The sequence below is a fragment of the Psychromonas sp. SA13A genome (assembly GCF_011378715.1).
Lineage (GTDB): Bacteria > Pseudomonadota > Gammaproteobacteria > Enterobacterales > Psychromonadaceae > Psychromonas.
The window spans coordinates 69,185-94,009 of the sequence record NZ_WTKU01000005.1 but is presented as its reverse complement, the minus strand read 5'-3'; the positions used below and the strand labels follow the sequence as shown (position 1 = coordinate 94,009).

Sequence of the window (24,825 nt, the reverse complement as noted above, 5' to 3'; positions counted from 1 at the left end):
ATGCCCAAAGTTATATTTTTACCGCATGCAGAGTTGTGTCCAGATGGTTTGGTTGTTGAAGCAAAGGATGGCGAAACCATTTTAGATGTGGCTTTAAAGAATAAAATTCATATTGAACATGCCTGTGAAAAATCATGTGCTTGTACAACTTGTCATGTCATTGTACGTGAAGGCTTTGATTCATTAGAAGAAAGTGATGAATTAGAAGATGATATGCTAGATAAAGCATGGGGCCTTGAACCTGAGTCTCGCTTAGGTTGTCAAGCGTGTTTACATGGCGAAGACTTAGTAGTTGAAATTCCAAAGTATACGGTTAATATCGTGTCGGAAGGGCATTGATTTTTATCTAATAAATTAAACTAAAGTTAATGATTAAATTTTTGTTGTCGTATTATTTTTAGGAACGCTGAAATGAACTTAAAATGGATAGACTCTTTAGATATTGCATTAGCGTTAATTGATAAATATCCAGAGCAAGATCCGCTAGCAATACGCTTTACAGATTTACGTGATTGGGTATTAGCTTTAGAGGAATTTGATGATGACCCAGAACATTGTAGTGAACGTATTTTAGAAGCAATTCAACTTTGTTGGATTGATGAAAATGATTAATGTAATCAATTAATAAACGCGAGTCTAGGCTCGCGTTTTTGCCAATTAAGGAATCTTATGAGCCAGCCATTTTTAGTTAATTTATCTGATCAAAAAGCGCATCCAATTTGGGGGGAGAACGCTCTTTTATCTTTTGATCAGCAACAAGCGACGATACATATTGATTATATCAATGATGTTTTATCACAGGTACAAAGTGCAGCGCGTAAATTAGATAATATGTCATTACCCAATATGAAATTAACTGGAGAACAGTGGAATTCTGATTTGTGTTGGGCATTTTGCCAAGGTTTCTATAATGCAAAAACAGGCGCTAACGTTGAATTTCCTGAATTAGATGATGAAGCAATTAGTGCGCTAAAAAACAAAAAATTAATCAGCGAATGGGTTCGTGAAACTATCAATCTAGGGCCTGCATTAGTTACTCCTGAAGTATTGTGTGAAAAAGCGTGTCTATTATTAGAACAAGTTTGTGCTGATAAAGTGCCTTTAAAATACAAACTGATTTTGGGTGAACAACTCAATGCCGATGGTTATGTTGGTATTTATGAGGTAGGTAAAGGCAGTACTAATATGCCATGCATGTTGCAACTGGATTACAATCCAAGTGGTGATCAAGATGCGCCCGTTGATTTTGCGTTAGTGGGTAAAGGGATCACTTTTGATTCTGGTGGTTACAGTTTAAAACCAAGTGCATCTATGGCTGCCATGAAAAGTGATATGGGCGGCGCAGCAACGGTCACTGGTGCTTTAGCATTAGCAGCTGCCAATGGTTTACAAAAGCGCGTTAAATTGTATTTATGCTGCGCAGAAAATATGGTGAGTGGCAAAGCCTTTAAACTAGGTGATGTAATTAATTATAAAAATGGTGTTAGCGTTGAAGTTTTAAATACTGATGCAGAAGGGCGTTTAGTGTTGGCCGATGGTTTAATTGCCGCACAAGAAGATGGTGCAAAGTTGATCATCGATGCAGCAACGTTAACAGGTGCAGCTAAAGCGGCTGTTGGGCGTGATTATAACTGTATTCTAAGTATGGATGATGAGTTCACTGAGTCTGCATTAGAAGCTGCAAAAGATAGCAATGAAAAATTATGGCGTCTACCACTAGCCCCTTTCCACTTGCAACAAATTAGTTCTGCATTTGCTGATATTGCCAATATTCATAGTGGCGGAGAAAGCATGGCAGGCGCTTCTACCGCAGCTGCATTCCTTGCTAAGTTTGTTGAAAAACCTGAGCAGAACTGGGTTCACTTTGATCTGTCTGGTAGTTACCAATTGGCTGCAAACGGCCTATGGTCCGTTGGTGGCAAAGGGCACGGAATTGAAACAATCAGTACTCTTTTATTAAAAGATTAGTTAACGTTTCTTGACTTGCTTTGGCTTGAAGCTGTAATTGCAAGCCAATGAAATAAAAGCCAATATCTTGTGCGAGGTATTGGCTTTTTTCGTTTTAAGACTCATATTTTTTGGGGCTTAAATATCGTTAATGTAAGTTATCCCTACGCCATTAAGACTGCGAATAATTATTGCACAGGAAAAATGAGCCAATTTAAAGTAGTCATGCGTAAAAAGTTGTTCTCTTTGCAAAATATCTAACGCAGAAAAGATGCATTTTAATCAGCAAGATTGAGCTACTATTTAGCGGAATCGGTATCAAATATCTAACCAAATAAGCTGCGCGCATTTGTAAGAGTAAAAATGTCAAAGTTATTTAATATTTGTCATTGAATATTGATAATTTTTTTTTGACGCGTGGAATCTGCTTTAAAAGTACGTATAATGCGCGTTAATTTTAGGTATTTAACCTACATTAGTATTATTTAAGTGAGAGACGTGATTATGGTCAGTAAAGCATTGATTTTAATGTTCAGTATGTTGTATTTAGCGGGCTGTTCATCGGTTTCTATTGGTCCTATTGAGGCAGGGGAAGACAGTTATGTTATAAGCAAACAGCCTGCGACTTTTTCAAGTGAAGAAGATGATTTATTAGCCTCTATTCTGGCACAGGCAAACGCTTATTGTTTAGAGAAAAAGCTTAATATGGAAGTTAAACATCTCAATGAATACACCGGTTTTTTTGGTAATGATACCAAAACAACCTTAGTTTTTGCTTGTTTGAGTGAAAAGGATGAAACCTATCAGCCTATTGCTCCCGTGGTTATTGCAACGCCCGTTGCGCCAGTTCAACCAACTACGCCGGTTCCTGAGCCAGAAGAACCTAAATTTTTTCCACAGGAAAAGTTAACTAACTACGCTTTTTAAATTGTTTTAGGGTTTAAGCTTTGGAACTTTTTATTTATTGTTTTTTATTAAGCACCTTAATATAAATTCAAGGTGTTTAATAATAGAACCTTTCCAGAGGCTCTAATCTAAGCCTCTGACTTAGTTATTTTAATGCACTGAATTTAGCATAAATGATTAATCTAGCGAATATCAACACCACTCCCAGCCCCATAAATAGGCAATAATTTTAATAGTAAAACTCCTATTTTATCATCTGTTTTACGGTTATTTATGCTATTATCTGAAGCTATTTTTTATCCCCCGTATATCATTAATAGATTAGAGCGTTTTACACATGATCCCAAATTTAAACCATCAAGAGAATATCAAGCAGGATACTTTTGCGTTTATCAAAGCATTAAGCGAAAGTGATTATGCAGGTGAAATTGCAAAAAGTTATGCTAGCCGCTTAGCTGTTGCAACGGATAACAGTGTTTATCAATGCCTTCCGCAGGCAGTTATTTACCCTAAGTCGACGCAAGATATTATTACCCTTTGCCAACTTGCCCAACAATCCGAATTTGCAGATATACGCTTTTCACCGCGCGGTGGTGGTACGGGAACTAATGGTCAGTCTCTGACTAATGATATTGTTTTAGATTTATCTAAGCATATGAATAACATCCTTGAGATCAATCCTAAAGAAGGTTGGGTTCGAGTACAAACTGGCGTTGTGAAGGATCAATTAAACGATTATTTAAAACCGCATGGTTTATTCTTCTCCCCAGAACTCTCAACGAGTAATCGTGCAACGATTGGCGGTATGATCAGTAATGACGCATCGGGACAAGGGTCTTTGGCTTACGGTAAAACCAGTGACCATGTTTTAGCATTAACTTCTGTCCTTATTGACGGTAGTTTATTAAAAAGTAAACCTTTGGCCGCGGTTGATTTGATAGAGCAAGTCGAACGAGAAGACTCAATAGGTGCAATTTATCGTCAGGTTATCGAAACTTGTGAATCTCAGCAGGACAATATTGAAAACACATTCCCTAAGTTAAATCGTTTTCTAACCGGTTATGATTTAAAGCATGTTTATGACCATGAATCGGGCACGGTGGATTTAACGCGTATTTTATGTGGAGCGGAAGGCTCTTTAGCCTTTATTACTGAAGCAACATTACATGTACAACCTATCCCTACTTATCGTACGTTATTCAATATTAAATATGATAGTTTTCAATCTGCATTACAAAATGCGCCTTTTTTAGTTAAAGCGGATGCATTATCTGTAGAAACAGTTGATTCAAAAGTTTTAAATTTGGCAAAACAAGATATCGTGTGGCATAGCGTAAAAGACCTCATTACCGATGTGCCAGGACAAGTATTAGATGGTATTAATATTGTTGAATTTGCTGAATCGGATCAAACCATACAACAACAAAAAATTGATGCGCTTATCGTGATGCTGGACGGTTTAATTAGCAATAAAGAAGCGGGTGTTATTGGTTATCAAATTTGTAGTGATTTAGCAGATATTAATAAAATTTACGGTATGCGTAAAAAAGCGGTTGGGTTATTAGGTAAAGCAGATACTCGTGCTAAACCCATTCCATTCGCTGAGGATACTTGTGTTCCTCCAGAAAATTTAGCGCCTTATATCAATGAATTTCGCCAATTGTTAGATGACAATGGATTACATTATGGCATGTTTGGTCATGTTGATGCTGGTGTATTGCATGTTCGCCCAGCCTTAGATCTTTGTGATCCTGAACAAGAAAAGCTGATGCGTGAAATTTCAGATAAAGTGGTGGCATTAACGGCTAAATATAAGGGCCTGATGTGGGGTGAGCATGGTAAAGGGTTTAGAAGTGAATACGGCCCTGAATTTTTTGGTGAAGTGTTATTTAATGAGCTGCGAAAAATTAAAGCTGCTTTTGATCCAAATAATAGAGTTAATCCAGGTAAAATTTGTACCCCTTTAAATTCAACTGAACAGTTAGTGAGTGTTGACGCGGTTAAACGAGGCACATTCGATCGTCAAATCCCGATTGAAGTACGAGAAAGTTATTCGCAAGCACTTGATTGTAATGGTAATGGATTGTGTTTTAACTACGATACAAAATCGCCAATGTGCCCCTCGGTTAAAGTCACTAAAGATCGTGTACATTCACCTAAAGGCCGTGCTGGTCTAATGCGAGAATGGTTACGTCAATTAGCGAATAATGACATTGATGTATTAGCATTAGAAAGTGACCTTTATGCGGGTAAAAATGCCAGTATTTTCACTAAGTTTAAAAATACCTTAGCTAAACGTAACGGCGAATATGATTTCTCACATGAAGTGATGGAGGCAATGCAAGGTTGTTTAGCCTGTAAAGCATGTACGTCCCAGTGTCCTATACAGGTGGATGTCCCGACGTTCAGGTCACGCTTCATTCACTTGTATCACGATCGCTATTTACGTCCTGTTAAAGACTACCTAGTCGCTTATGTTGAGCTATACGCGCCGATAATGGGCACTATGCCGAGATTTTTTAACTTCTTCACTGGGTTAAAAGTAACTTCGACTTTAACGGAGAAAGTAGTGGGTATGGTAGATATTCCACAACTCTCTACACCGACTCTAAAATCTACATTAAATCAACATGATATTACTGAGTTTGATTTAACTAAATTACAGGCATTAAGTGCAACTGAGCGTGAAAACTATGTGTTAATAGTACAGGACCCGTTCACTACTTATTATGATGCCGATGTGGTTCGTGATTTAATACTCACGGTCAAAAAGCTTGGTTATAAGCCAGTATTACTGCCTTTTAAACCAAATGGTAAAGCGCAGCATATTAAAGGCTTTTTGGGTCAATTCGCTAAAACAGCTAAAGACTCGGCCGCATTTTTGAATCAAATGGCTGAGCTGTCTATCCCTATGGTTGGTACTGACCCTGCAATGGTGCTTTGTTACCGTGACGAATATAAAAAAGCGCTAGGTCATGAGCGTGGTGAATTTAATGTTCAACTGTTTCAAGAATGGTTAAAACCACGTTTGAAGGGGAATGTTAAACCTGCTAGTAATGCAGACTTTTACTTATTAGGACATTGTACTGAAAAAACTGCAGAGCCAATGGCGGGCAATGATTGGGTGACGATTTTTAAACATTTTGGCGGTTCATTATCAGAAGTTGCAGTTGGATGTTGTGGTATGGCTGGTACTTACGGCCACGATGCAGGTAAACTAGCGGATTCAAAAGCGATTTATAGCTTAAGTTGGGAAGCTGAAATTGCTAAACGAGAACGTGCTCAATGCTTAGCAACTGGATATTCCTGTCGTAGCCAAGTTAAACGTATTGAGGGCGAAACACTAAAGCACCCAGTACAAGCTTTATTAAGTTTATTATAAATAACCTCAGTGCTAGATTTAAATAAAAAGGCGCTTTTGTTATCTAGGATTGAGATAAAACATTAACGTTAAATGATAGCTAACATAGTCACCAATAAACAATAGTTAATCTAAGGGGCACGATGAGTATTTGGAAGAAAAGCACTGATTTAGCTCGATTAAATGCAATCAGTAAAGATACGATTATTGCACTATTAGGTATTGAATATACTAAAATTGGTGACAATTTTATTGAAGCAGTTATGCCTGTTGATACACGAACACATCAACCTCATGGTTTGTTACACGGCGGCGCATCAGTTGTGCTTGCTGAAACACTCGGTAGTGTGGCTGCTAATTTAGTAGTTGCAGATGACAAGGTTTGTGTTGGCTTAGAAGTTAATGCTAATCATGTTAGAAGTATTAAAAAAGGCACTGTGACAGGGACTGCAACGGCGGTCCACATTGGTTATAGTACGCAGATTTGGCAAATAGAAATTTGTAATGAACGCCAACAGTTAATCTGCACCTCACGATTAACTGTAGCGGTTATTGATAAACCCAAACAATAAACACCTCATACAATGAGGTGTATTTAAAAAGAGAGAATTATGATTAAAGTAGGCACTTATAACGAACTTAAGATCGTTAAAGAAGTGGATTTTGGCCTGTATTTAGATGCAGGTTCTCATTTAGGTGAAGTTTTATTACCTAAACGTTACGTCACTGAAAGTATGCAAATAGGGCAAACTATTTCAGTATTTTTATATTTTGATTCTGAAGACCGTTTGATCGCGACGACACAACATGTAAAAGCGATGGCGGGTGAATTTGCGTCATTAAAAGTAGTCGATACAAACCGCGCAGGTGCATTTTTAGATTGGGGCCTACCAAAAGATTTGTTAGTGCCATTCAATCAGCAGAAAGTAGCTATGAAAACGGGCTTAGGATACATAGTCTATGTATACCAAGACGATATCAGTGAGCGACTATTAGCTTCGTCTAAGTTGGATCGATTTTTAGATAAAGTGCCTGCAAACTATAAAGTGGGTGAAAAGGTTGATTTATTGATTGCAGATCGTACCGACATTGGCTTTAAAGCGATTATTAATAACTTACATTGGGGCGTTATTTTTGAAAGTGATGTGTTTGGTGATTTGGGTATTGGCAAAAAATGTAAAGGTTACATCAGACGTATTCGTGAAGATGGCAAAATTGACCTGAGTTTAACGCAAACTGGTTATGCAAAAATGGACGGATTGTCGGATCGTATTTTATTAACCATGAGACAACACGATGGATTCTTGCCATTATCAGATAAAAGTAGCCCTGAGCAAATTGCGAAAATTTTAAAAATGAGCAAGGGTAACTTTAAAAAGGCAATAGGTCAGTTATATAAAAATGGCGATATAGTGATTGCTGATAACGGCATTACTGTCACTAATAAATAATCACTTTTACCCAGTAATTAGTTACTGGGTAAATTCTATTAATTTTAGCTAAGTTCCGGTGATTTCAATATAAATAAGTCATCGGCATAAAATCGTTCTGCACTACTTGCTTGCCACCATTGTTGCCAACACTTGTTGAGATCTTTATTTTCTATTAATGCATTTAATGTCAGTGGTTTTGCAAAGCTATTGACGGATATTTGGCCACCATTGGATGTGCGTTGCTTGATCATCTGAGGAATCAGTTTGGTAGGATCATCTAGCCCCATACTACCCACCAGTTCAAAAAAACTAGCCATGGTATTGGTATGATAGTTTTTAACTCGTTCACTTTTTACTGCTATATCGAGAGCTTCAGATCTTGCTTGATCCTGTGTCGCAACTCCCGTTGGACAAAGGTTAGTATTACAATGTCTGGATTGGATACAACCTAATGCTAACATCATGGTTCGTGCCGCATTAACAAGGTCAGCCCCAGCTGCTATTTTAGCTAATAGATCAAAACTAGACGCTGTTTTGCCAGAGGCAATAATCTTGATTTTGTCGCGTAACCCAACGCCTATTAAGGCATTATTAACGACACTAATTCCCTCTAAGCATACTAAGCCTAATCTATTTGAGAATTCAACGGGCGCGGCTCCTGTTCCACCTTCTGCACCATCAACAGTAATAAAGTCCGGCGTAATGCCGGTTTCTATCATTGCTTTACAGATACTGAGAAACTCCGCTGGATTGCCGACGCATAATTTGAATCCGACAGGTTTACCACCACTCAATTCACGTAATTGCTGAACAAAATTTAATAGCGCTTTAGGTGACGTGCATTCAGGATTAACAGCAGGTGAAACACAATCGTGATCTTTTGATATCTGTCTAATACGTGCAATTTCATCGGTAATCTTTGCCTTAGGTAATACCCCTCCGTGGCCAGGTTTTGCACCTTGAGAAAGCTTTATTTCAATCATTTTTATTTGTGTTCGTGAGGCTGTTTTTGTAAAACTGTCTGGGTTAAATCGACCATTTTCATCACGGCAACCAAATAAGCCAGAGCCAATTTGCCACACAATATCACCGCCATGTTTAAGGTGATAAGGGCTTGCTGCACCTTCACCGGTATTATGGTAACACCCTGCTTTTTTAGCGCCTAGGTTAAGTGCTTCAATTGCATTGGGGCTTAGTGAGCCAAAGCTCATAGCAGAAATGTTGAAATATGATGCGGAGTAGGGTTGTTTGCAGTTTGCTTCTCCTATCAACACCCGCTTAGCGTCGGGTTTGACATGAGCAGGAGACAGTGAATGCCATAAGCTTAAATAATTATCCTCCATCAAATTGCGTTGGGTACCAAAAGCAATGGTATCGCGTTGGTTTTTAGATCGTTGATAAATAAGCGTGCGTTGCTCTCGGTTAAAGGGCATCTCTTCGGTGTCATTGGCTATAAAATACTGTTGAATTTCAACTCGGTAAGATTCTAGAAAATAGCGTAAATAAGCAACAACGGGATAGAGGCGATTGAGTGTGTGCGGGCTACGAAAAATATCGTAGAGACCAATAGCAGTATATGCCAATGTAAATAGAAGTATGATCAAACTAAATGCATTTTGAGCCTGTATATAAAAGTAGACTGCTGAAAAATTACCAAGAGAGGCAATCAGCCAAAGGACTTTTTGCATTATGGTCATAGATTATTCCTATATGTATGAGGGGCAATTAACTTTAATAGCGAACTATAAAGCCAACTGAAACTAAGTTAAGTTGGCTAAGTATAAAGTATCTATCTAGGACGTTGCTATTTAAGGCTGTTTATTGGTTCGAAAATGTTAATTAAAACCACTAAATTATGTTTTAACCTCAAACTAAGCAGCAGTATTAAATAGTTAAAATATTAGTAAGTTATCTATATACCTACTATCCACCTAACTACTTAACTGACCACTAGCCATAATGCGACAAACATCATCATTGAACCGGCGATGCGGTTTAATATTTTGACGCTGCTTTGCTGTTGTAATAAATGGCGTAACGTTTTGCCACCCGTTGCATAAAGCAACATACAAATTAACTCAAAACATAATATTACGGCAATCAATTGGGAGGCTTGCGGTAATAACGCACTATCTGGATTAATAAAAGGAGGCAATAAAGAGATCATGAATGCCCAACCTTTAGGGTTCGCAATTGCTGTAATGAACCCTTGGCTTATTAGTGCGCTTCGCTTAATTGCTTGGTTATCGACGGGAGTGGAGGGGATCGCCATTTTACCGCGCGAGCGCCACATTTGAATACCTAGATATAATAGATACGCACCACCTGCATATTTAAGGATTAAAAATAAGTTTGGTCTTGCTAATAATAGGGTAGCGACACCTATTAATGCTGATAATGCGACTAAACCAACACCAACTAATTCGCCCATCATCATCCATAAACTACGGCGAATACCAATCGTCATACCTAACGTCATTGCAAGTGTCATGCACATCCCTGGCGTGATAGAAACGGCAAAAAAAGTAGGAATAAATAAAAGCAGTAAATTGTTATCCATAAATATCTCGAACATATATTGAGGAGGTTAGTCGTAAATAGAATGACCCGTGTATTTTTTAAGTGATGTTTATTACCAAGATTGTACTTTAATCAGTAACTGAAGTCCTGCATAAATAATTGATTTAAAGCTTAAATGTTTGTTATTTTTTTCAGTAGAGCGCTCAACTTAACTATCCGCGATTACGTTGTTATTAGGCCATTAAATCGCTTTTTTTGTTAAATGATTCACCTAATCAGCTAGCTGATTAGTTTCTTTACTCACTTTGTATCTCGAAATATAAAAAAACCGATAATTTCCTCAAGCTTATTTGATTCTTATCGCATTATATTTTTAATCAGTCTCTACACTAACCATTACTTATTATTAGTTTTAGCAAAATTGAGTCGCTAGTTTGCTATTTTGAGCTAACACAGGAGTGTGCAGCTAATAAAAAGTGCCCAAAGATAATGGATACGATGGGCTTAGGCGATGAAGTGATTATTTCGGTTATTTACCAATATCTACAATCAACATATTGATTGGTAAGGGACCAAAGTACTTCAGTCGCACTATTAATCAAGGGCTTATATTAAAATATAAGCTTAAAAAGGGAGGTTTGAATTATGATTGAATCAATCTTGAGAGATTGGGTTGAATGGTTTGGTTACTTTGCGTCATTGGTTGTATTAATTTCTCTTACCATGACCTCGATTATTAAATTACGTTTTATAAATCTTATCGGTTGTTTACTGTTTGCTACTTTTGCTTATTTCATTGACTCATGGCCTACCTTGGCGATGAATCTTGGCATCGCTGCGATTAACTTGTACTTCTTATATGGCATCTATTCCACTAAAGAACAATTTAAAATAGTGTCAACTAACATTGACTCAGAGTTTTTGTGGCACTTCATTCGTCATAATGAACAACAAATAATGATGCAAAGTTCTATTCAGCAGCTGTGCCAAGCGAATCAGGTTTTTTATCTACTGAGAGACAACAATATCGCTGGTTTATTGATTGGAACCGTTAAAAAAGATGGTTGTTTTGATATCTATTTAGACTATGTGCTACCACGTTATCGGGATTATAAATTAGGCGCTTATTATTTTAAAACTCATCGCCATTTTTTAAAGGAAAAAGGTGTTAAGTCTCTAAATGTGACGGTGTTAGATCCTGTGCATCAGGACTATTTAATTAAAATGGGTTTTACTGTGGATCCTGCTAATAATGCTCACTTCCAAAAAGTGTTATAGCTAGTCTCTGCTGGAGATTAATTTGGAGGTTAAGTTGGAGAATAAGTTGAAAGTTAAGCTCTAAATTAACCTCAAGATAAGCAAGGCGATTCAGCACAGTTAATTCTGTGGGTTCCTGTGCTAATCTATCTTCCAATAAGCCGTTATTGGTTTGATAGTTTGCCTTGAACTGTACGAATTAACCATGCTGATATATTCAAACTTAACGTGTTTAGATTTAAATATTAAAAATAGATTAAAATCATAAAAACGTTCTTTTCCGTTATTCCGAATTGAGGCTAAATAACCTCAATTTTTTCCCAAGCTTGTTCTCATTGAGCTGCCGAACTGTTAAGCCATCTATCAATGCCTGATAAGGTTTTAAAAATAGCTGATGTAATTTGTTTAGCTATCAACAGCACTGTTATATAATTATGATGTGAATTTAGGCATTGAAAAATCTAAGCTGTTATTTTGGTGATCATCAAAATGAACAGAGTTTTATGCTTAGCGGAATATCAAATTTATTTTTTAACACACTTTCGAGTGTGTTTTTTTATATCAATTTTTATGACTTAAATGTTGAATTCGCCCCGCATATAAGTGAAGAATGGAGAAACTTGTGGAAATACTGTTTGGATTTGTTGGCCTATTTTGCTTGATAGCGATTGCCGTGATGTTTTCAAGTGATCGTCATGCTATCAACTTTAGAACAGTCAGTGGAGCATTTATATTACAAGCATTTATTCCTGCATTAGTGATCTTTACGCCATGGGGGGCTAATTTTCTACAGGCGATGTCAGCTGCGGTTCAGGGTGTTATTGATAGCGCCAATGCTGGAGTTAGCTTTTTATTTGGTGGTTTAGTCTCGGGGAAAATGTTCGAAATCTTTGGTGCTGGCGGTTTTGTTTTTGCCTTTAGAGTCTTGCCTATTATCATTTTCTTCGCCTCATTGATGGCGGTGCTTTATTACCTAGGTATTATGCAGGTAATTATTAAAATTTTCGGCGGTTTTTTACAAAAAGTATTAGGTACCAGTCGCAGTGAGTCAATGTCTGCTGCGGCTAATGTTTTTGTTGGGCAAACGGAAGCACCATTGGTCGTTAAACCTTATATTAAAAATATGACTCGTTCTGAACTGTTTGCTGTTATGTGTGGTGGGTTAGCATCCGTAGCGGGATCTGTATTGGTAGGGTATGCGTCGCTAGGAGTGAGTTTAGATTACCTTATTGCCGCTTCGTTTATGGCTGCGCCCGGTGGTTTATTAATGGCAAAACTGCTTGAACCTGAAACAGAAAAAACCAAAATTGATTTTGATGAAGTTGAGTTACAAGATGAAGATAACCTTGCTCAACCCGTTAATGTGATTGATGCTGCGGCAAGTGGTGCTGCTTCAGGTCTTAAGCTTGCTCTTAATGTAGGTGCTATGCTGATCGCTTTTATTGCACTGATTGCTTTAATTAACGATATTTTGGGAGTTGTTGGTGGTGTGATTGGTATACAAGCATTAACCTTAGAATCTATTTTAGGTTATTTGTTTGCTCCAATCGCTATTATATTGGGGATCCCATGGTTTGAAGCACTAGAAGCGGGAAGTTTATTGGGGCAAAAGTTAGTGGTTAATGAATTTGTCGCTTATATCGAATTTATTAATGTGCGAGATATACTCAGCGAACATACGCAGGTTATTTTAACCGTCGCATTATGTGGTTTTGCTAATTTGTCGTCAATGGCTATATTGTTAGGTGGCTTGGGTGTTATTGCGCCTAGCCGTCGTGCTGATATTGCACGTCTAGGTCTAAAGGCAATATTAGCTGGTACGTTATCTAACTTTATGAGTGCGACATTGGTAGGTATTTTCTTTGCATTGAGTATTATTTAGTAGCGGCCGAACAGAGCCGCTACATTGGATAACAATTAACCCCACCTCTTATTATTTTAATCTAAGATTTGAAAAAGTTGATGAGTTACTGTTGCAGTTCCTGTAATCGAATATCATCACGTCTGAACTCTTCAATTTTGGCGCTATAACGTGCTTGATCCAGCTTATTGTCTGCATAAGCTAATGCGCTACCCATTTGTTGTGACGCCTCTCTAAAACGGCCTAATAACGCGAGATATTCTGCTCGCATAGCATGCTCCTTTGATTTGTTTAACATTTTTTTGTAAAGAGTAATGGCTATCTTATGAGCGAGGACATGTTTAGGATGAGAACGTACAAAGAACTCTAATTTCTTTTCAGCTAATACATATTGTTGATCTTGCTGCAAAGCAATGACTAAGTTGAGCAGGATAACTTCATTACCTGACAAATTATTATCGTATGACATCAATAATTGTATTGCATCTTTTTCCTTATTGGTTGCTAAGGCAATATCTGCTGCTAAATCGATATAAAATAGATTATTAATATCATCATTCAACAACTTCTGATTAATTTCCTGTGCTTTGTCATAATCTTTGTTTTTAAAATAAGCCAATGCTAAACCATACTCTGCAGCCTGTTTAAGTTGATACTTGTGGTTTTGTAATTCACCTTGATACTTGTTAATTAAAACCGGAGCATTCAGGCGATAATACCTGACAAAGATGCGTGCCTTACTTAGCTGGTAATTCAAGCTGTTATTGATATTTGTTTTTTTTAATTGGCTAGCGCGTAAACGTGCTTCGGACAAGCGAGCTTCTGGTAAAGGGTGAGTTGATAGCATTTGTGGAGGTAGACTTGCATATTTATACTTTTCAGCCAATTTACCAAAAAAATCAGCCATTCCATAGGGATCGTAACCCGCAGCGGCGAGGGTTTGAATACCAATCCGATCCGCTTCAAACTCATTTTGGCGAGTATAGTTAATTTGGCTTTGCATGTTGATGGCCATTGTCGATGTTAATGCCGCGATACCTGCGGCGGGAGAGACTAAAGCGAGTAAAATAGAACCCGCCATGGCGGCCATAGAAGCGGGGTTGCTAATCGATTGTTGCTCTAACATTCGTGCTAAATGGCGTTGTGTAATATGCGCTACTTCATGTGCAATTACGCTGGCAAGTTCACTTTCCGTTGCTGCATAGAGGAATAACCCTGTATTGATTTTAACATTTCCGCCTAAAAAAGCAGCTGCGTTAATTTCATCATCCTCGACTAGAAAGAATTTAAAGGGGAGCTTTACTGAATCTGCGTTGGCCACAATATTTTGCCCAAGCGTTGCAATATAATTATTTAAAACTGGATCATCAATAATAGGTAATGATTGGTTTGCCATCATATTAAAAGCCCAACCATACTGCTTTTCTTTTTCGATAGTGAGCACACCAGAACCAACCGTTCCTATTTCAGGTAGGTCATTGTTGGCTAGGCTATTAGGAGACTGGCATAAGAGAAAAAAACACACCGCAAATAGTTTTAATTTGTAAAGCATTCTTTACTCCAGTTTATTTTATTTATTTAAAAGTTATTTAAATTAGCCTATTACAACATTCTCGATATCAAAGATGTTGATAGCATCATATCATCCAACTCGATTAATGGGTGCCTTACACATTAAAAAAGAGGGGGCTTATTATTTCGCAAACAACCCCATTTTGTTTTTCCTGAGTATTTATTGGCAACTATTTAAATTAACAAGATGGTACAATTAATGTTTTATAGCGTTATAAGTTACTTCTATGTACTGTTTAGATTTACGTAATATACGTTGTCCATTAGCATTAGTTTTATTAAAGCAAACTTTAATTAAGACTGAGCATTCAGTGGACATTAAAATTCTTTTCTCTAACCAAGCTGCAATGCAAGATCTACGATTATATTTGGATAAAAAAAACTATTGCTATAGCTGCGATCAAACTACATTATTAGTTAAGTTGAGTGATTAATTGTACTTGCACATGTTAGATAACTTGTCGCTTGTTTTAAGCTCTGCGATTCAGGTTATTTTTAAAGCGCACCACCAGTGTCTATTACTCTGTAAAATGACACCTTGTAATTAATATAAGGATCAATATTGAATGTTTATGCAACTATTTCAATGGTATAAGACACGTTTCTCTGACCCCAATTTAAGTGTTTTGTTCCTTTTATTACTGTTTTCTTTTATCGTCATCTACCTTTTCGGGAATATACTGACTCCTTTATTTGTGGCGATTGTCTTGGCTTATTTATTAGATTGGCCTGTTACTCATTTAATGCGTTTCAAAATCAATAGAACATTAGCGACCTTGATAGTGATGGTGTTATTTATTTCAGTTGCTATGTTTGCTTTTTTGGGGGTGTTACCGACTATATTCAAACAAGGCGCCGCCTTTATTCGTGATTTACCGACCATGTTAAACCAGGGACAGGCTTATATTTTAACGTTGCCAACGCAATATCCCGAAGCTATTGATCCGGTGACTATTACGCATATTATTGGCACTATAAAAAGTTATTTATTAGAGCGTGGTGGGTTTCTCCTATCTCAATCATTTGCGTCTTTATTAGATATTGCCGCACTGTTAGTTTATGCCATTTTAGTACCATTAATGATGCTATTTATGCTTAAGGATAAAAACCAATTAATTAAAAGTAGCACGCGTTTCTTGCCTAAAAATCGCAAATTAGCTGCACAAGTCTGGTCGGAAATGAATGGTCAAATAATGAATTATATTCGCGGTAAAATAACCGAGATCTTGATCGTTGGAGTCGCGACTTATTTTACCTTTTTTATTATGGACTTAAGATACTCTGCTTTATTAGCGTTATTGGTCGGACTTTCGGTGCTCATTCCTTATATCGGTGCGGCAGCGGTTACAGTGCCTGTTGCAGTGGTGGCTCTATTCCAATGGGGGATCTCTCCTGAATTTGCCTATTTGATGATAGCCTATGGCATTATTCAAGCGCTTGATGGTAACTTAATTGTACCGATTCTATTTTCAGAGGCGGTTAACTTACACCCTGTTGTGATTATTATTTCTGTACTTATTTTTGGTGGGTTATGGGGATTCTGGGGAGTGTTTTTTGCTATTCCTTTAGCCACATTAGTTAAAGCGGTTTTAAATGCATGGCCGAACACGCAAACTGAAATAGAAGAAGGTTTATCTCTTGAATCGTCAACAATTATTAAATAAATGTTAAAGAATATGAATAACTTGCCGCTAAGCTAGTGCAGGCAAAAAGTGTTTCTTATTCAAATATTTAAATCGATAGAAATAAAGAATAATAAATAGAAAAATTAAAATTAATCATTAGTTTACAAGGAAAATTGTATGTTAGAAATCGGTAGCAGCGCGCCAAATTTTTCATTACCAGATCAGAATAATTCAATTGTTAATTTAAGTGATTATCTTGGTAAAAAAGTGTTGGTGTATTTTTATCCTAGAGCATCAACACCTGGCTGTACGACACAAGCTTGTGCCTTAAGAGATAGTAAAGATGAGCTAACGGATTTAAATGTTGTGGTATTAGGTATCAGCCCTGACACGCCCAAAAAATTAACAAACTTTATCAATAAACAATCGCTAAACTTTACCTTACTTGGCGATGAAGATCATAGCACCTGTGAAGACTATGGTGTTTGGCAGTTGAAGAAGTTTATGGGTAGAGAGAATATGGGCGTAGTGAGAACATCATTCTTAATCGACGAACAGGGAAATCTTGAGCATATCTTCAACAAGTTTAAAACTAAAGACCATCACGAAGTTGTCCTCAACTATTTAAATTCAAAAGCATAAGTCAGTTACTTAAATTCTAAATATGAAGTAAGCAACGTGTCATTATTTGTGTTGCTGCTTTAAGTAGCAGTTCAAATAAATAGTTAAGCAGTGACTTAAACAATTATCTCAACACTAAAGCCATAAATAATTATTTATGGCTTTAGTGTTATTAGTAGGGGCGTATTTACTGGTTTATTCTAATCTGCAAAGCATCTAAAAAACTATTCAATCCATAAAATTATAATTATATGAAGAGTCACTCGTAAAACTCTTCAGGGAAAAAGCATGACTGTAAAAGCTAAAATGTTGTTGTTAATAGGGTTGCTATTTGCAACTTCAATATTATTGGTATCGGGGGTTGGTTTTAATAATTTCAAATCATCTTCTACGGAAAATTATATTGCTAAACTCGATAATCAATCGTTTTTAATTTCTAAAGCCGTCGAACAAAAAATGGAACGTTATTTTGATGTGCTAAATTTGATCGCGAATGATATTGAAATTGATGAAACAGGGTTACTCGATATAGATAAGACAGTTTCAACGTTACATCTGATGAAAAAGAATCTAGGGGTGCTTGAAGCTTACGTTGCGACTAAGGATGCAAAAACTTATTCCGATGCAGCCGATGGTTTGATTGAAGGGTTTAACGCAAAAGAACAAAAGCGTGAATGGTACCTTCGTGCATTTAATGGCGAAGAAAAAATTATTACTACACCCTATATGAGTAACTTTGGCGGTGCAGTGATGGCATTAGTGGTGCCTGTAAAACGTAATGGAAAAATAATAGGGGCATTATGCGTTGATATTGGTATTAATCAGGTGACCGATTTCATTAAAAAATTAACTCCTGAGAATAATATTTTTGTTAGTCGTGAAGATGGTTACTTATTGGCGGCAAAAGATAGTGAGTTAATTGGGAAAAATATATATCACATTCGTCCTTCTTATCAAGAATTTAAAAATGATCGCGTAAGCCACCATGATTATAGTTTTGAAGGCGCTGAGTATGACGTAGCCGCAACACGTATTGAAGGTATGAACTGGACAGTTTGGGCATGGAGTAGTTGGGATAATATCAATGAAGCATCGAATGATAATCTTGCAACCAGTTTATGGATGGCATTAGCTTTTATCATTATTTCTCTATATAGCATTTATCTCATTATTATTAAGTTAATGTATCGTCCTATTGGTGGAGAACCTGCTGATATCGAAGCGATTGTACAAAAAATAGCGAGTGGCGATCTAAAATCAATTACCCCTGCTAATGGCCAAGAAACAGGTGTATATAGAGCCGTATTAACCATGGTAAGTAGCCTGAAGGGAATTATTGAAAATATTAATCTCTCATCAGGACAGCTTAATAGTGTGTCAACTATGATGTCAGAGTCGGCTTTGAGTGTTAATAGCAGTTCAGAGTCGCAGATGGTGCAATTAGAGCAAACATCCACGGCGATGAATGAAATGACGGTTACAGTTGATGAAGTAGCACGTAACGCTTTGCAAGCTTCTTCAGCTGCTGATGAAGCAAATCATCAATCTACCCAAGGCATTAACGTTGTGCTTGATATGAATACTGATATTTCAACCTTAGTTAGCGGTATTACCAGCGTGCAACAGGTGATGACTAAATTAGAAGGTGAAATTGATGATATTGGCAGTATTATTGAGGTTATACGTAGTATTTCTGATCAAACTAACTTATTAGCGTTAAATGCAGCCATTGAAGCGGCAAGAGCCGGTGAGCATGGGCGAGGGTTTGCCGTGGTAGCTGATGAGGTTAGAAGCCTTGCAAATAGAACACAGGAAAGCACTACAGAAATTCAAGCGATGATAAGTAGCTTACAAAATGAGTCTAAAAACTCAGTTGAGTTGATGCAAGTGAACGTGAATAATGCGCAGATGACGGCTGAGAAATCACAACAAGCGAATAATGCTTTAGAGCAAATACGCCAAGCGATTTCAGTGATTCAAGATATGAATAATCAAATTGCTACTTCTGCAGAAGAACAAACCTTGGTAGCCGGTGATATAAACGAGAGTATTGTTGAAATAAATGATATTGCTAAAGTCACTTTTGAAGGTTCTGCGAATAATAGTAAAAGATCTGAAGAGTTATCAACCATTGCTACGGTATTGAGCAAGTCAGTTGAAGTATTTAAAATCTAGGCGATCTTATTTAACGTAAAAGATCCTAGAAAAAATAAAGCCCAACAAGCGAAAATTTTGTTGGGCTTTATATTTGCGATTTATTGCAGTTAGTTTTTAATTTAATTAGCTGTTTAAATACTAACGATGACTATCAACTATCAACTATCACCTTCGACGACTACTAATTATTGTCAGTCAACAGTGCAATTTCAGACCTAAAAGTCTAGTCATGCTTATTCAAGTTTGATTGGACTAACAAAACCTTCTGGTTTAAGTGCTAGTAAGTCACAGTCTAATTTATCAATTACTTGTTCTGCGGTATTGCCGAGTAATGTTAATCCTAAACCTGAGCGGCCCACAGTGCCTAAAATAACTAATTCTGCTTTAATATCACAGGCAACAGAGCTGATCACATCTTCTGGTAAACCTTGATGCAAGTGGATATTTTTTTCATCTACTTGGTATTTTCGAGCATAATCACTCAAGGTTTGTTGATGGAATTTTTTTAATCCATCTTCATAATGAATAGGATCAAATTCAGGTAGCTCCATCATAATATTCATAGGAGGGCTTGGGTAAGCATTAACTACATGAATATTTGAATTGATCATCGCTGCAATGTCATTCGCTTCACTTAAAATTGTTTCATTAAGATCATGGTGCTCGGTATCTTGAATACTTTTACAGTCAATAGCACATAAAATTTTACCATTTTCAGGCCATGATTTAGCTTTAACTAATAAAAGTGGTACTGGGCATTTACGTAATAAATTCCAATCCGTCGGCGTGAATAAAATAGCACTAAGACGAGAGTGAGGGTGTGTTGATTTAATTAATAAATCATAACCTTCTTTTAATATTGATTGAATTGCTGCTTGGAAAGGTCGGTTATGCCAGTGTACCTGGCAACCAATGCTTAATCCTTGTTCACGATAAGGCGCAGCTAGCGTTTCTAACCATTCTCTGTTGTCACGTATAACAAGCGACTGCATGGCATGTCGTTCTTCCATGGAGCTTAAAGAGGTCATTTCATAGGTAAGGTCATAGCAACATAGGAATAATGTTATTTTTGCATTTTTTCCTTTTTGTGCAATTTCGACTGCACGTTGCAATGCGGGTTGTTGCTCTTGAGTTGGATCTATATAAACTAAAATATTACGGTATTTGAGCATGTTAGCCTCCGAGATTTAATAAATCACTTAACTCTAATTTAGAACAAATGGAGGCAAACATATAGTGATATTAGCCAGAAAAATCAAATTAAATCAGTTTCTGGCTATTTAAAATTGGAAATGGAGGAGATGTTAAATTTATGTTATTGGCCTGCTAACTCAGCGAGTTGCGGTTCATCTAATATTGTGATGTATTTACCTTTAACTGCAATCATGCCATTTTTTTGGAAACGACCTAACAAGCGACTGATAGTTTCTACAGTTAACCCTAAGTAGTTACCAATATCGCCACGTGTCATTGATAATCTAAATTCTCTTGGAGAGAAACCGCGAGCAGAATAACGCACTGATAAATTATGAATGAATGAAGCTAATCTTTCTTCTGCATTTTTCTTCGAAAGCAGTAAGATCATATTTTGATCGCCAACGATTTCATTACTCATTAAACGCAAGATTTGTTGTCTTAGTTTAGGCATCGTTGTTGATAACTCATCTAGCGTATCATAAGGTATTTCACATATCATTGCCGTTTCAAGAGCTTGTGCAAAACTTGGATGACTACCAGAACTAATACCATCAAAACCCACTAAATCACCAGCTAAATGAAAAGCCGTAATTTGCTCATCGCCTTGTTCAGTAATTGTGTAAGATTTTAAAGTCCCTGAGCGAATGGCATATAAACACTTCATATCTTCGCCAGCTTTAAAAATTTCTTGTCCTTTTTGAATCGGTTTTTTACGTTCTATAATGTCATCTAAACGATCTAATTCAGACTCATTAAGAGAGTAGGGAATGCATAGCTGACTAATACTACAATCTTGACAATGTATTGAACTACCAGCGGCTTGTACTCGACCTGAGTTATTTTTTTCCATATTCCACTCTTAAATTTGTTGATTTCAATCAATTATAACATCTTATAGCGGTTATTATAAAGTGACTTTGAATACCTAAAGCTACATAAAGGCTTGTCTTAATCGATGCTGTGATGAATCTCTACCTAATCCGATGCAGATCAACTTAATTGTTTGTAGGCAATATACAGTGTTTGTAAGGCAAATAGGGCAAGTATAAGCCCGCTGCTATACCTAAACCATTGCTTGTTGAGGATCGTTTTTAATCGATGACTTAATGAGCCAACCAACATCATGGCTGGTAAAGTACCAAGGCCAAAACCTAGCATTATTAAAAAGCCATTGACGGCATCCGCGGTACTGATTGCCCAGACCAAAGTAGAATAAACTAAACCACAGGGTAGCCAACCCCACAAAAAACCCAGAGGAAATGCTAAAAGAGGGTGCTTAAGGGGTAAAAAATATTGTGGCAGCGGTTTAATGAAACGCCATATTAATTGCCCAGCTCTTTCTACAATTATCAGTCCATTCCATAGGCGTGCAATATAACATGCCAGTAATAACATCATTATTGCGGCAAAGATGCGCAGATAAATAAGTGATTCTTTACCACCCATCCAGATGATGAGGACACTACTACTTGCAGCAAAGATAAACCCAGCAATAGAATAACTGCTAATGCGGCCTAGGTTATACAAGAGTAATGATAACAATCCATTTTTTTGTGTAGGACTGATTGAAAAGCTTAAGGCACTAGCAATACCTGAGCACATGCCGATACAGTGTCCTGCCCCTAAAATTCCAATTAAGAAGGCGCTGAAAAAGTCATTAACGAGCATCGGAACGTTTACCACTTTTTTTCTTCGCCGTACTTATCGTTGCGCTTATCGTTGTATTCATTGGCGCGTTGTTTTCAGTACTCTGTTCACTATTTTCTGTATCAGTAAGGTCTGCTTGTGAAGTTTTACTCGGGGTCATATCTTCATCAAAAAGAATATTTACACCTTCTCTATCTAAATCATCATATTGATTAGATTTTACTGCCCAAAAAAAGACCAGTACAGCGATTGCAACAAAGATCATGGCAATCGGTATCAACACATAAATTATACTCATTTTAGTAACCTTAAAGAGTTGCTCACTACAATTAGAGAGCTAAAGGACATACCTAACACTGCTACATAGGGGGGAACTAAGCCCATGATGGCAAGTGGAACAATAATAATATTGTAGCCGATTGCCCAACCGAGATTTTCTTTAATAATGGTTGTCGTTTTTTTAGCGTTCGTTGTTAATAAGCTTATCTTCTGTAAATCTGAGCCGAGTAGGATCACATCTGCACTATTTTTTGCAATATCAGTACCACTAGAAAGTGCAACTGAAACATGAGCGCCAGCTAATACCGGAGCATCGTTGATTCCATCGCCAATCATCATTACTGGTTGTGATTGTTGTAATGTTTGAATATAAGCTAATTTTTGTTGTGGGCTGACACCCTTTACAACATGTTTAATATTTAATTGCTTAGCTACTTCTTCACTTTTGTTAGAAATGTCACCGGTTAACATGGTGACATCTAAATGTTTTTGTTGGCAAAAATTTATTAGCCCCGCCGCAGAATCTCGTAATTGATCTCCCAACTCAAATATCGCTGCTAATTGGTCATCAATAGTTAAATAAATCAATAACTCTTGGCTCGATAAAGCATGCTCTACTTTACAAAACTTAGCATGACCTAACTTAATATTATGTTCTTCTTGTAGGTGGCTCCAAGTTGCTTGCATACCTTGGCTTGGCATATTTTTAATGTTGTTTAGTGACAACTTCTGACTTTGTAATTGTGTAAAAGCAATCGCGATAGGGTGTTCTGAATTAACTTCTAAATTAGCTGCCAAATCGATACATATTTGTTGTTGATTAACCGATTTTGGAAAGCACTTATGATTGAGGATATGGGTATTTAAGAGTTTAAAGTTACCCTGTGTCAATGTGCCCGTTTTATCCAATACAACATGTTTAATATTATTAACCGTTTCTAACACATGGTGCTGTTTGATGAGAATGCCATGTTTGTTTAATTGAGCTGTAGCACAGGTCAGTGCAGTGGGGGTCGCGAGCGATAATGCACAGGGGCAGGTTGCTACTAAGACTGATAAGGTGATCCAAAAAGCTTGTTCTGAATCAATGATACTCCAGCCAATATAAGTGAGAGTAGCGGTCACTAACAATGCACCAACAAAATAACGAGACACTGTGTCTGCCATTACTTCAATACGTGGTTTACACAATTGAGCACTATTTTGTAATGCTATGATGTCAGAAATAAGTGTGTTGTTACCGACTTTAATTACTTCAATGGTCAGAATGCCGTTGATATTAACCGTACCAGCATAAACATTATCCTGTGACTTTTTAAATACAGGTAAATGCTCACCAGTTAACATGGATTCTTCGATGTTACTCTGTCCATCAATAATTTTTCCATCAATAGCAATCGTTTCTCCAGGCTTAACTAATATATGTTGCCCTGGTTGTAACGTCTTCGCGGGTATTAATTGTTGTATCGCCTCGCCATTATTTGTTTCTAATAATGTCGCCATGGCGGGTAACAAACGCAATAAGTTACTGCTGGTTTCTGATGCTTTACGACGCGCCCTTAACTCTAGTAGTCGCCCCAATAAGAGTAAAAAAGTAAACATAGAAACAGATTCAAAATAAACCTCTCCACGGCCCATAATTGTTGCATAACCAGACGCGCTATAAGCACCTAACAATGCAATTGAAATAGGAATATCCATGCCCAATGTTTTATTACGAATATTACGCCATGCATTGGCGTAGAAAGGTTGAGCACTGTATAACAGAACGGGGGTCGCTAAAATAAAACTTACCCATCTAAAATAGTGAATAAATTCTTCTTCCATACCGGAAAAAAAGTCCGCATATAAAGCAATCGCAAACATCATTACTTGCATGGTGGCTAAGCCCGCAAGACCTAAACGACGTAAATAAGACTTTACTTGTTGAGTATAAAAAAGTTCTTGCTGATTGACTTGGAAGGGGTACGCTTTATAACCAATTTTTTGGATTTGTTGTAAAATTTTACTTAAAACAAGTTGTTCATTATCCCATCGAATAACTGCACGATTTAAGGTGGTATTCACATTGACAAAAACCAGCCCGGGTAAAAAACGAAGTTGTTTTTCAATTAACCAAGCACAGGCTGCACAACTTATACCTTCTATGGTTAGGGTTATTTCAGTGCTTGACCCCGTTGATTTTGTAAAGTCCGATTGAATTTGTTCAATATCATAATGTTCGAGCTGTTGTAGCTCTTCAGGGATCAGTGATTCCCCTTTACTTGCTACTTCTGTTCTGTGTTCATAATAAGAGCTCAACCCACTGTCAACGATGGTTTGTGCTACAGCTTCACAGCCGGGACAGCACATTTTTTGTTGTACGCCGTTAATGGTTACCTTGAAAGGCGTATTGTTTGGGTTAGGCTCTCCACAGTGAAAGCACTGACTGACACTTTGCAT

Annotated in this window: 21 protein-coding genes; 13 read left to right on the top strand and 8 right to left on the bottom strand. The window is 37.1% G+C overall.

Annotated elements, in window-relative coordinates:
• From fdx to GQR44_RS06840, 7 genes are all read left to right on the top strand, one after another.
• Entirely contained in the window at nt 1-339 is a 339-nt protein-coding gene (gene fdx, locus GQR44_RS06870; RefSeq protein WP_166370607.1) for an ISC system 2Fe-2S type ferredoxin, read from the top strand.
• Nucleotides 340-411: 72 nt separating this feature from the next.
• Nucleotides 412-612 (top strand): Fe-S cluster assembly protein IscX, encoded by a 201-nt coding sequence (gene iscX / locus GQR44_RS06865; protein WP_166370605.1) that lies wholly within the window; start codon nt 412-414, stop codon nt 610-612.
• A gap of 57 nt (nt 613-669) precedes the next feature.
• Complete coding sequence (pepB, locus tag GQR44_RS06860; protein WP_166370603.1) at nt 670-1,968, top strand: aminopeptidase PepB; 1,299 nt, start codon at nt 670-672, stop codon at nt 1,966-1,968.
• A gap of 483 nt (nt 1,969-2,451) precedes the next feature.
• The gene (locus tag GQR44_RS06855) at nt 2,452-2,874 is read left to right on the top strand and encodes a hypothetical protein (RefSeq protein ID WP_166370601.1); all 423 of its coding nucleotides are present in this window, start codon (nt 2,452-2,454) and stop codon (nt 2,872-2,874) included.
• A gap of 316 nt (nt 2,875-3,190) precedes the next feature.
• Nucleotides 3,191-6,235, top strand: coding sequence for an FAD-binding and (Fe-S)-binding domain-containing protein (locus GQR44_RS06850; RefSeq protein ID WP_166370599.1), 3,045 nt, complete (start codon nt 3,191-3,193; stop codon nt 6,233-6,235).
• Nucleotides 6,236-6,357: 122 nt separating this feature from the next.
• Nucleotides 6,358-6,786 (top strand): hotdog fold thioesterase, encoded by a 429-nt coding sequence (locus tag GQR44_RS06845; RefSeq protein ID WP_166370597.1) that lies wholly within the window; start codon nt 6,358-6,360, stop codon nt 6,784-6,786.
• Nucleotides 6,787-6,825: 39 nt separating this feature from the next.
• Nucleotides 6,826-7,665, top strand: coding sequence for a S1-like domain-containing RNA-binding protein (locus GQR44_RS06840; protein WP_166370595.1), 840 nt, complete (start codon nt 6,826-6,828; stop codon nt 7,663-7,665).
• A 44-nt stretch (nt 7,666-7,709) separates the two neighbouring features.
• Here the strand turns inward: GQR44_RS06840 and GQR44_RS06835 are convergent, their stop codons facing one another.
• Together GQR44_RS06835 and GQR44_RS06830 are read right to left on the bottom strand one after the other, a co-directional pair.
• Nucleotides 7,710-9,344 (bottom strand): FMN-binding glutamate synthase family protein, encoded by a 1,635-nt coding sequence (locus GQR44_RS06835; protein WP_166370593.1) that lies wholly within the window; start codon nt 9,342-9,344, stop codon nt 7,710-7,712.
• A gap of 242 nt (nt 9,345-9,586) precedes the next feature.
• Nucleotides 9,587-10,207 carry a LysE family translocator gene (locus GQR44_RS06830; protein ID WP_166370591.1) on the bottom strand — a complete coding sequence of 207 codons (621 nt, stop codon included), beginning with the start codon at nt 10,205-10,207 and terminating at the stop codon, nt 9,587-9,589.
• A 605-nt stretch (nt 10,208-10,812) separates the two neighbouring features.
• On the opposite strand from GQR44_RS06830, the gene GQR44_RS06825 reads away from it, so the two are divergent.
• Both GQR44_RS06825 and GQR44_RS06820 read left to right on the top strand, forming a co-directional pair.
• Nucleotides 10,813-11,445, top strand: a complete 633-nt coding sequence (locus tag GQR44_RS06825; RefSeq protein WP_205962992.1) for a hypothetical protein — start codon at nt 10,813-10,815, stop codon at nt 11,443-11,445.
• Between the two features lie 601 nt (nt 11,446-12,046).
• Nucleotides 12,047-13,306, top strand: coding sequence for a NupC/NupG family nucleoside CNT transporter (locus tag GQR44_RS06820; protein ID WP_166370589.1), 1,260 nt, complete (start codon nt 12,047-12,049; stop codon nt 13,304-13,306).
• Between the two features lie 85 nt (nt 13,307-13,391).
• On the opposite strand, the gene GQR44_RS06815 is transcribed toward GQR44_RS06820, so the two are convergent.
• Nucleotides 13,392-14,837: a M48 family metalloprotease gene (locus GQR44_RS06815; RefSeq protein ID WP_166370587.1), complete on the bottom strand. Its 1,446-nt coding sequence runs from the start codon at nt 14,835-14,837 to the stop codon at nt 13,392-13,394.
• 247 nt (nt 14,838-15,084) lie between these two features.
• Between GQR44_RS06815 and GQR44_RS06810 the strand changes: the two genes are divergently transcribed.
• The 4 genes from GQR44_RS06810 to GQR44_RS06795 all read left to right on the top strand — a co-directional run bounded on the left by GQR44_RS06810 (nt 15,085) and on the right by GQR44_RS06795 (nt 19,278).
• A complete protein-coding gene (locus GQR44_RS06810) occupies nt 15,085-15,291 on the top strand; it encodes a sulfurtransferase TusA family protein (RefSeq protein ID WP_166370585.1) in 207 nt (68 codons plus the stop codon).
• A 132-nt stretch (nt 15,292-15,423) separates the two neighbouring features.
• On the top strand, nt 15,424-16,521 hold the full coding sequence (locus tag GQR44_RS06805) for an AI-2E family transporter (protein WP_166370583.1): 1,098 nt from the start codon (nt 15,424-15,426) through the stop codon (nt 16,519-16,521).
• Between the two features lie 138 nt (nt 16,522-16,659).
• Nucleotides 16,660-17,124, top strand: coding sequence for a thioredoxin-dependent thiol peroxidase (gene bcp, locus GQR44_RS06800; protein WP_166370581.1), 465 nt, complete (start codon nt 16,660-16,662; stop codon nt 17,122-17,124).
• A 267-nt stretch (nt 17,125-17,391) separates the two neighbouring features.
• On the top strand, nt 17,392-19,278 hold the full coding sequence (locus GQR44_RS06795) for a methyl-accepting chemotaxis protein (RefSeq protein ID WP_166370579.1): 1,887 nt from the start codon (nt 17,392-17,394) through the stop codon (nt 19,276-19,278).
• A gap of 215 nt (nt 19,279-19,493) precedes the next feature.
• Here the strand turns inward: GQR44_RS06795 and uspE are convergent, their stop codons facing one another.
• From uspE to GQR44_RS06770, 5 genes are all read right to left on the bottom strand, one after another.
• Nucleotides 19,494-20,432 (bottom strand): universal stress protein UspE, encoded by a 939-nt coding sequence (gene uspE, locus GQR44_RS06790; RefSeq protein WP_166370577.1) that lies wholly within the window; start codon nt 20,430-20,432, stop codon nt 19,494-19,496.
• 143 nt (nt 20,433-20,575) lie between these two features.
• Nucleotides 20,576-21,307, bottom strand: coding sequence for an FNR family transcription factor (locus GQR44_RS06785; protein ID WP_166370575.1), 732 nt, complete (start codon nt 21,305-21,307; stop codon nt 20,576-20,578).
• A gap of 140 nt (nt 21,308-21,447) precedes the next feature.
• A complete protein-coding gene (locus GQR44_RS06780) occupies nt 21,448-22,140 on the bottom strand; it encodes a sulfite exporter TauE/SafE family protein (RefSeq protein ID WP_346774326.1) in 693 nt (230 codons plus the stop codon).
• Nucleotides 22,115-22,402, bottom strand: a complete 288-nt coding sequence (gene ccoS, locus GQR44_RS06775) for a cbb3-type cytochrome oxidase assembly protein CcoS (protein WP_166370573.1) — start codon at nt 22,400-22,402, stop codon at nt 22,115-22,117. Before ccoS ends, GQR44_RS06780 begins: the two co-directional genes overlap by 26 nt.
• Entirely contained in the window at nt 22,399-24,825 is a 2,427-nt protein-coding gene (locus GQR44_RS06770; protein ID WP_166370571.1) for a heavy metal translocating P-type ATPase, read from the bottom strand. The genes ccoS and GQR44_RS06770 overlap by 4 nt, the downstream gene beginning before the upstream one ends.

Coding starts and splice junctions, on each gene's coding strand:
- GQR44_RS06815 (WP_166370587.1), bottom strand. CDS start 14,837: ATGCTTTACAAATTAAAACTATTTGCGGTGTGTTTTTTTCTCTTATGC.
- GQR44_RS06845 (WP_166370597.1), top strand. CDS start 6,358: ATGAGTATTTGGAAGAAAAGCACTGATTTAGCTCGATTAAATGCAATC.
- GQR44_RS06855 (WP_166370601.1), top strand. CDS start 2,452: ATGGTCAGTAAAGCATTGATTTTAATGTTCAGTATGTTGTATTTAGCG.
- GQR44_RS06785 (WP_166370575.1), bottom strand. CDS start 21,307: ATGGAAAAAAATAACTCAGGTCGAGTACAAGCCGCTGGTAGTTCAATA.
- pepB (WP_166370603.1), top strand. CDS start 670: ATGAGCCAGCCATTTTTAGTTAATTTATCTGATCAAAAAGCGCATCCA.
- iscX (WP_166370605.1), top strand. CDS start 412: ATGAACTTAAAATGGATAGACTCTTTAGATATTGCATTAGCGTTAATT.
- GQR44_RS06830 (WP_166370591.1), bottom strand. CDS start 10,207: ATGGATAACAATTTACTGCTTTTATTTATTCCTACTTTTTTTGCCGTT.
- fdx (WP_166370607.1), top strand. CDS start 1: ATGCCCAAAGTTATATTTTTACCGCATGCAGAGTTGTGTCCAGATGGT.
- ccoS (WP_166370573.1), bottom strand. CDS start 22,402: ATGAGTATAATTTATGTGTTGATACCGATTGCCATGATCTTTGTTGCA.
- GQR44_RS06835 (WP_166370593.1), bottom strand. CDS start 9,344: ATGACCATAATGCAAAAAGTCCTTTGGCTGATTGCCTCTCTTGGTAAT.
- GQR44_RS06825 (WP_205962992.1), top strand. CDS start 10,813: ATGATTGAATCAATCTTGAGAGATTGGGTTGAATGGTTTGGTTACTTT.
- GQR44_RS06805 (WP_166370583.1), top strand. CDS start 15,424: ATGTTTATGCAACTATTTCAATGGTATAAGACACGTTTCTCTGACCCC.
- GQR44_RS06795 (WP_166370579.1), top strand. CDS start 17,392: ATGACTGTAAAAGCTAAAATGTTGTTGTTAATAGGGTTGCTATTTGCA.
- GQR44_RS06850 (WP_166370599.1), top strand. CDS start 3,191: ATGATCCCAAATTTAAACCATCAAGAGAATATCAAGCAGGATACTTTT.
- uspE (WP_166370577.1), bottom strand. CDS start 20,432: ATGCTCAAATACCGTAATATTTTAGTTTATATAGATCCAACTCAAGAG.
- GQR44_RS06810 (WP_166370585.1), top strand. CDS start 15,085: ATGTACTGTTTAGATTTACGTAATATACGTTGTCCATTAGCATTAGTT.
- bcp (WP_166370581.1), top strand. CDS start 16,660: ATGTTAGAAATCGGTAGCAGCGCGCCAAATTTTTCATTACCAGATCAG.
- GQR44_RS06840 (WP_166370595.1), top strand. CDS start 6,826: ATGATTAAAGTAGGCACTTATAACGAACTTAAGATCGTTAAAGAAGTG.
- GQR44_RS06770 (WP_166370571.1), bottom strand. CDS start 24,825: ATGCAAAGTGTCAGTCAGTGCTTTCACTGTGGAGAGCCTAACCCAAAC.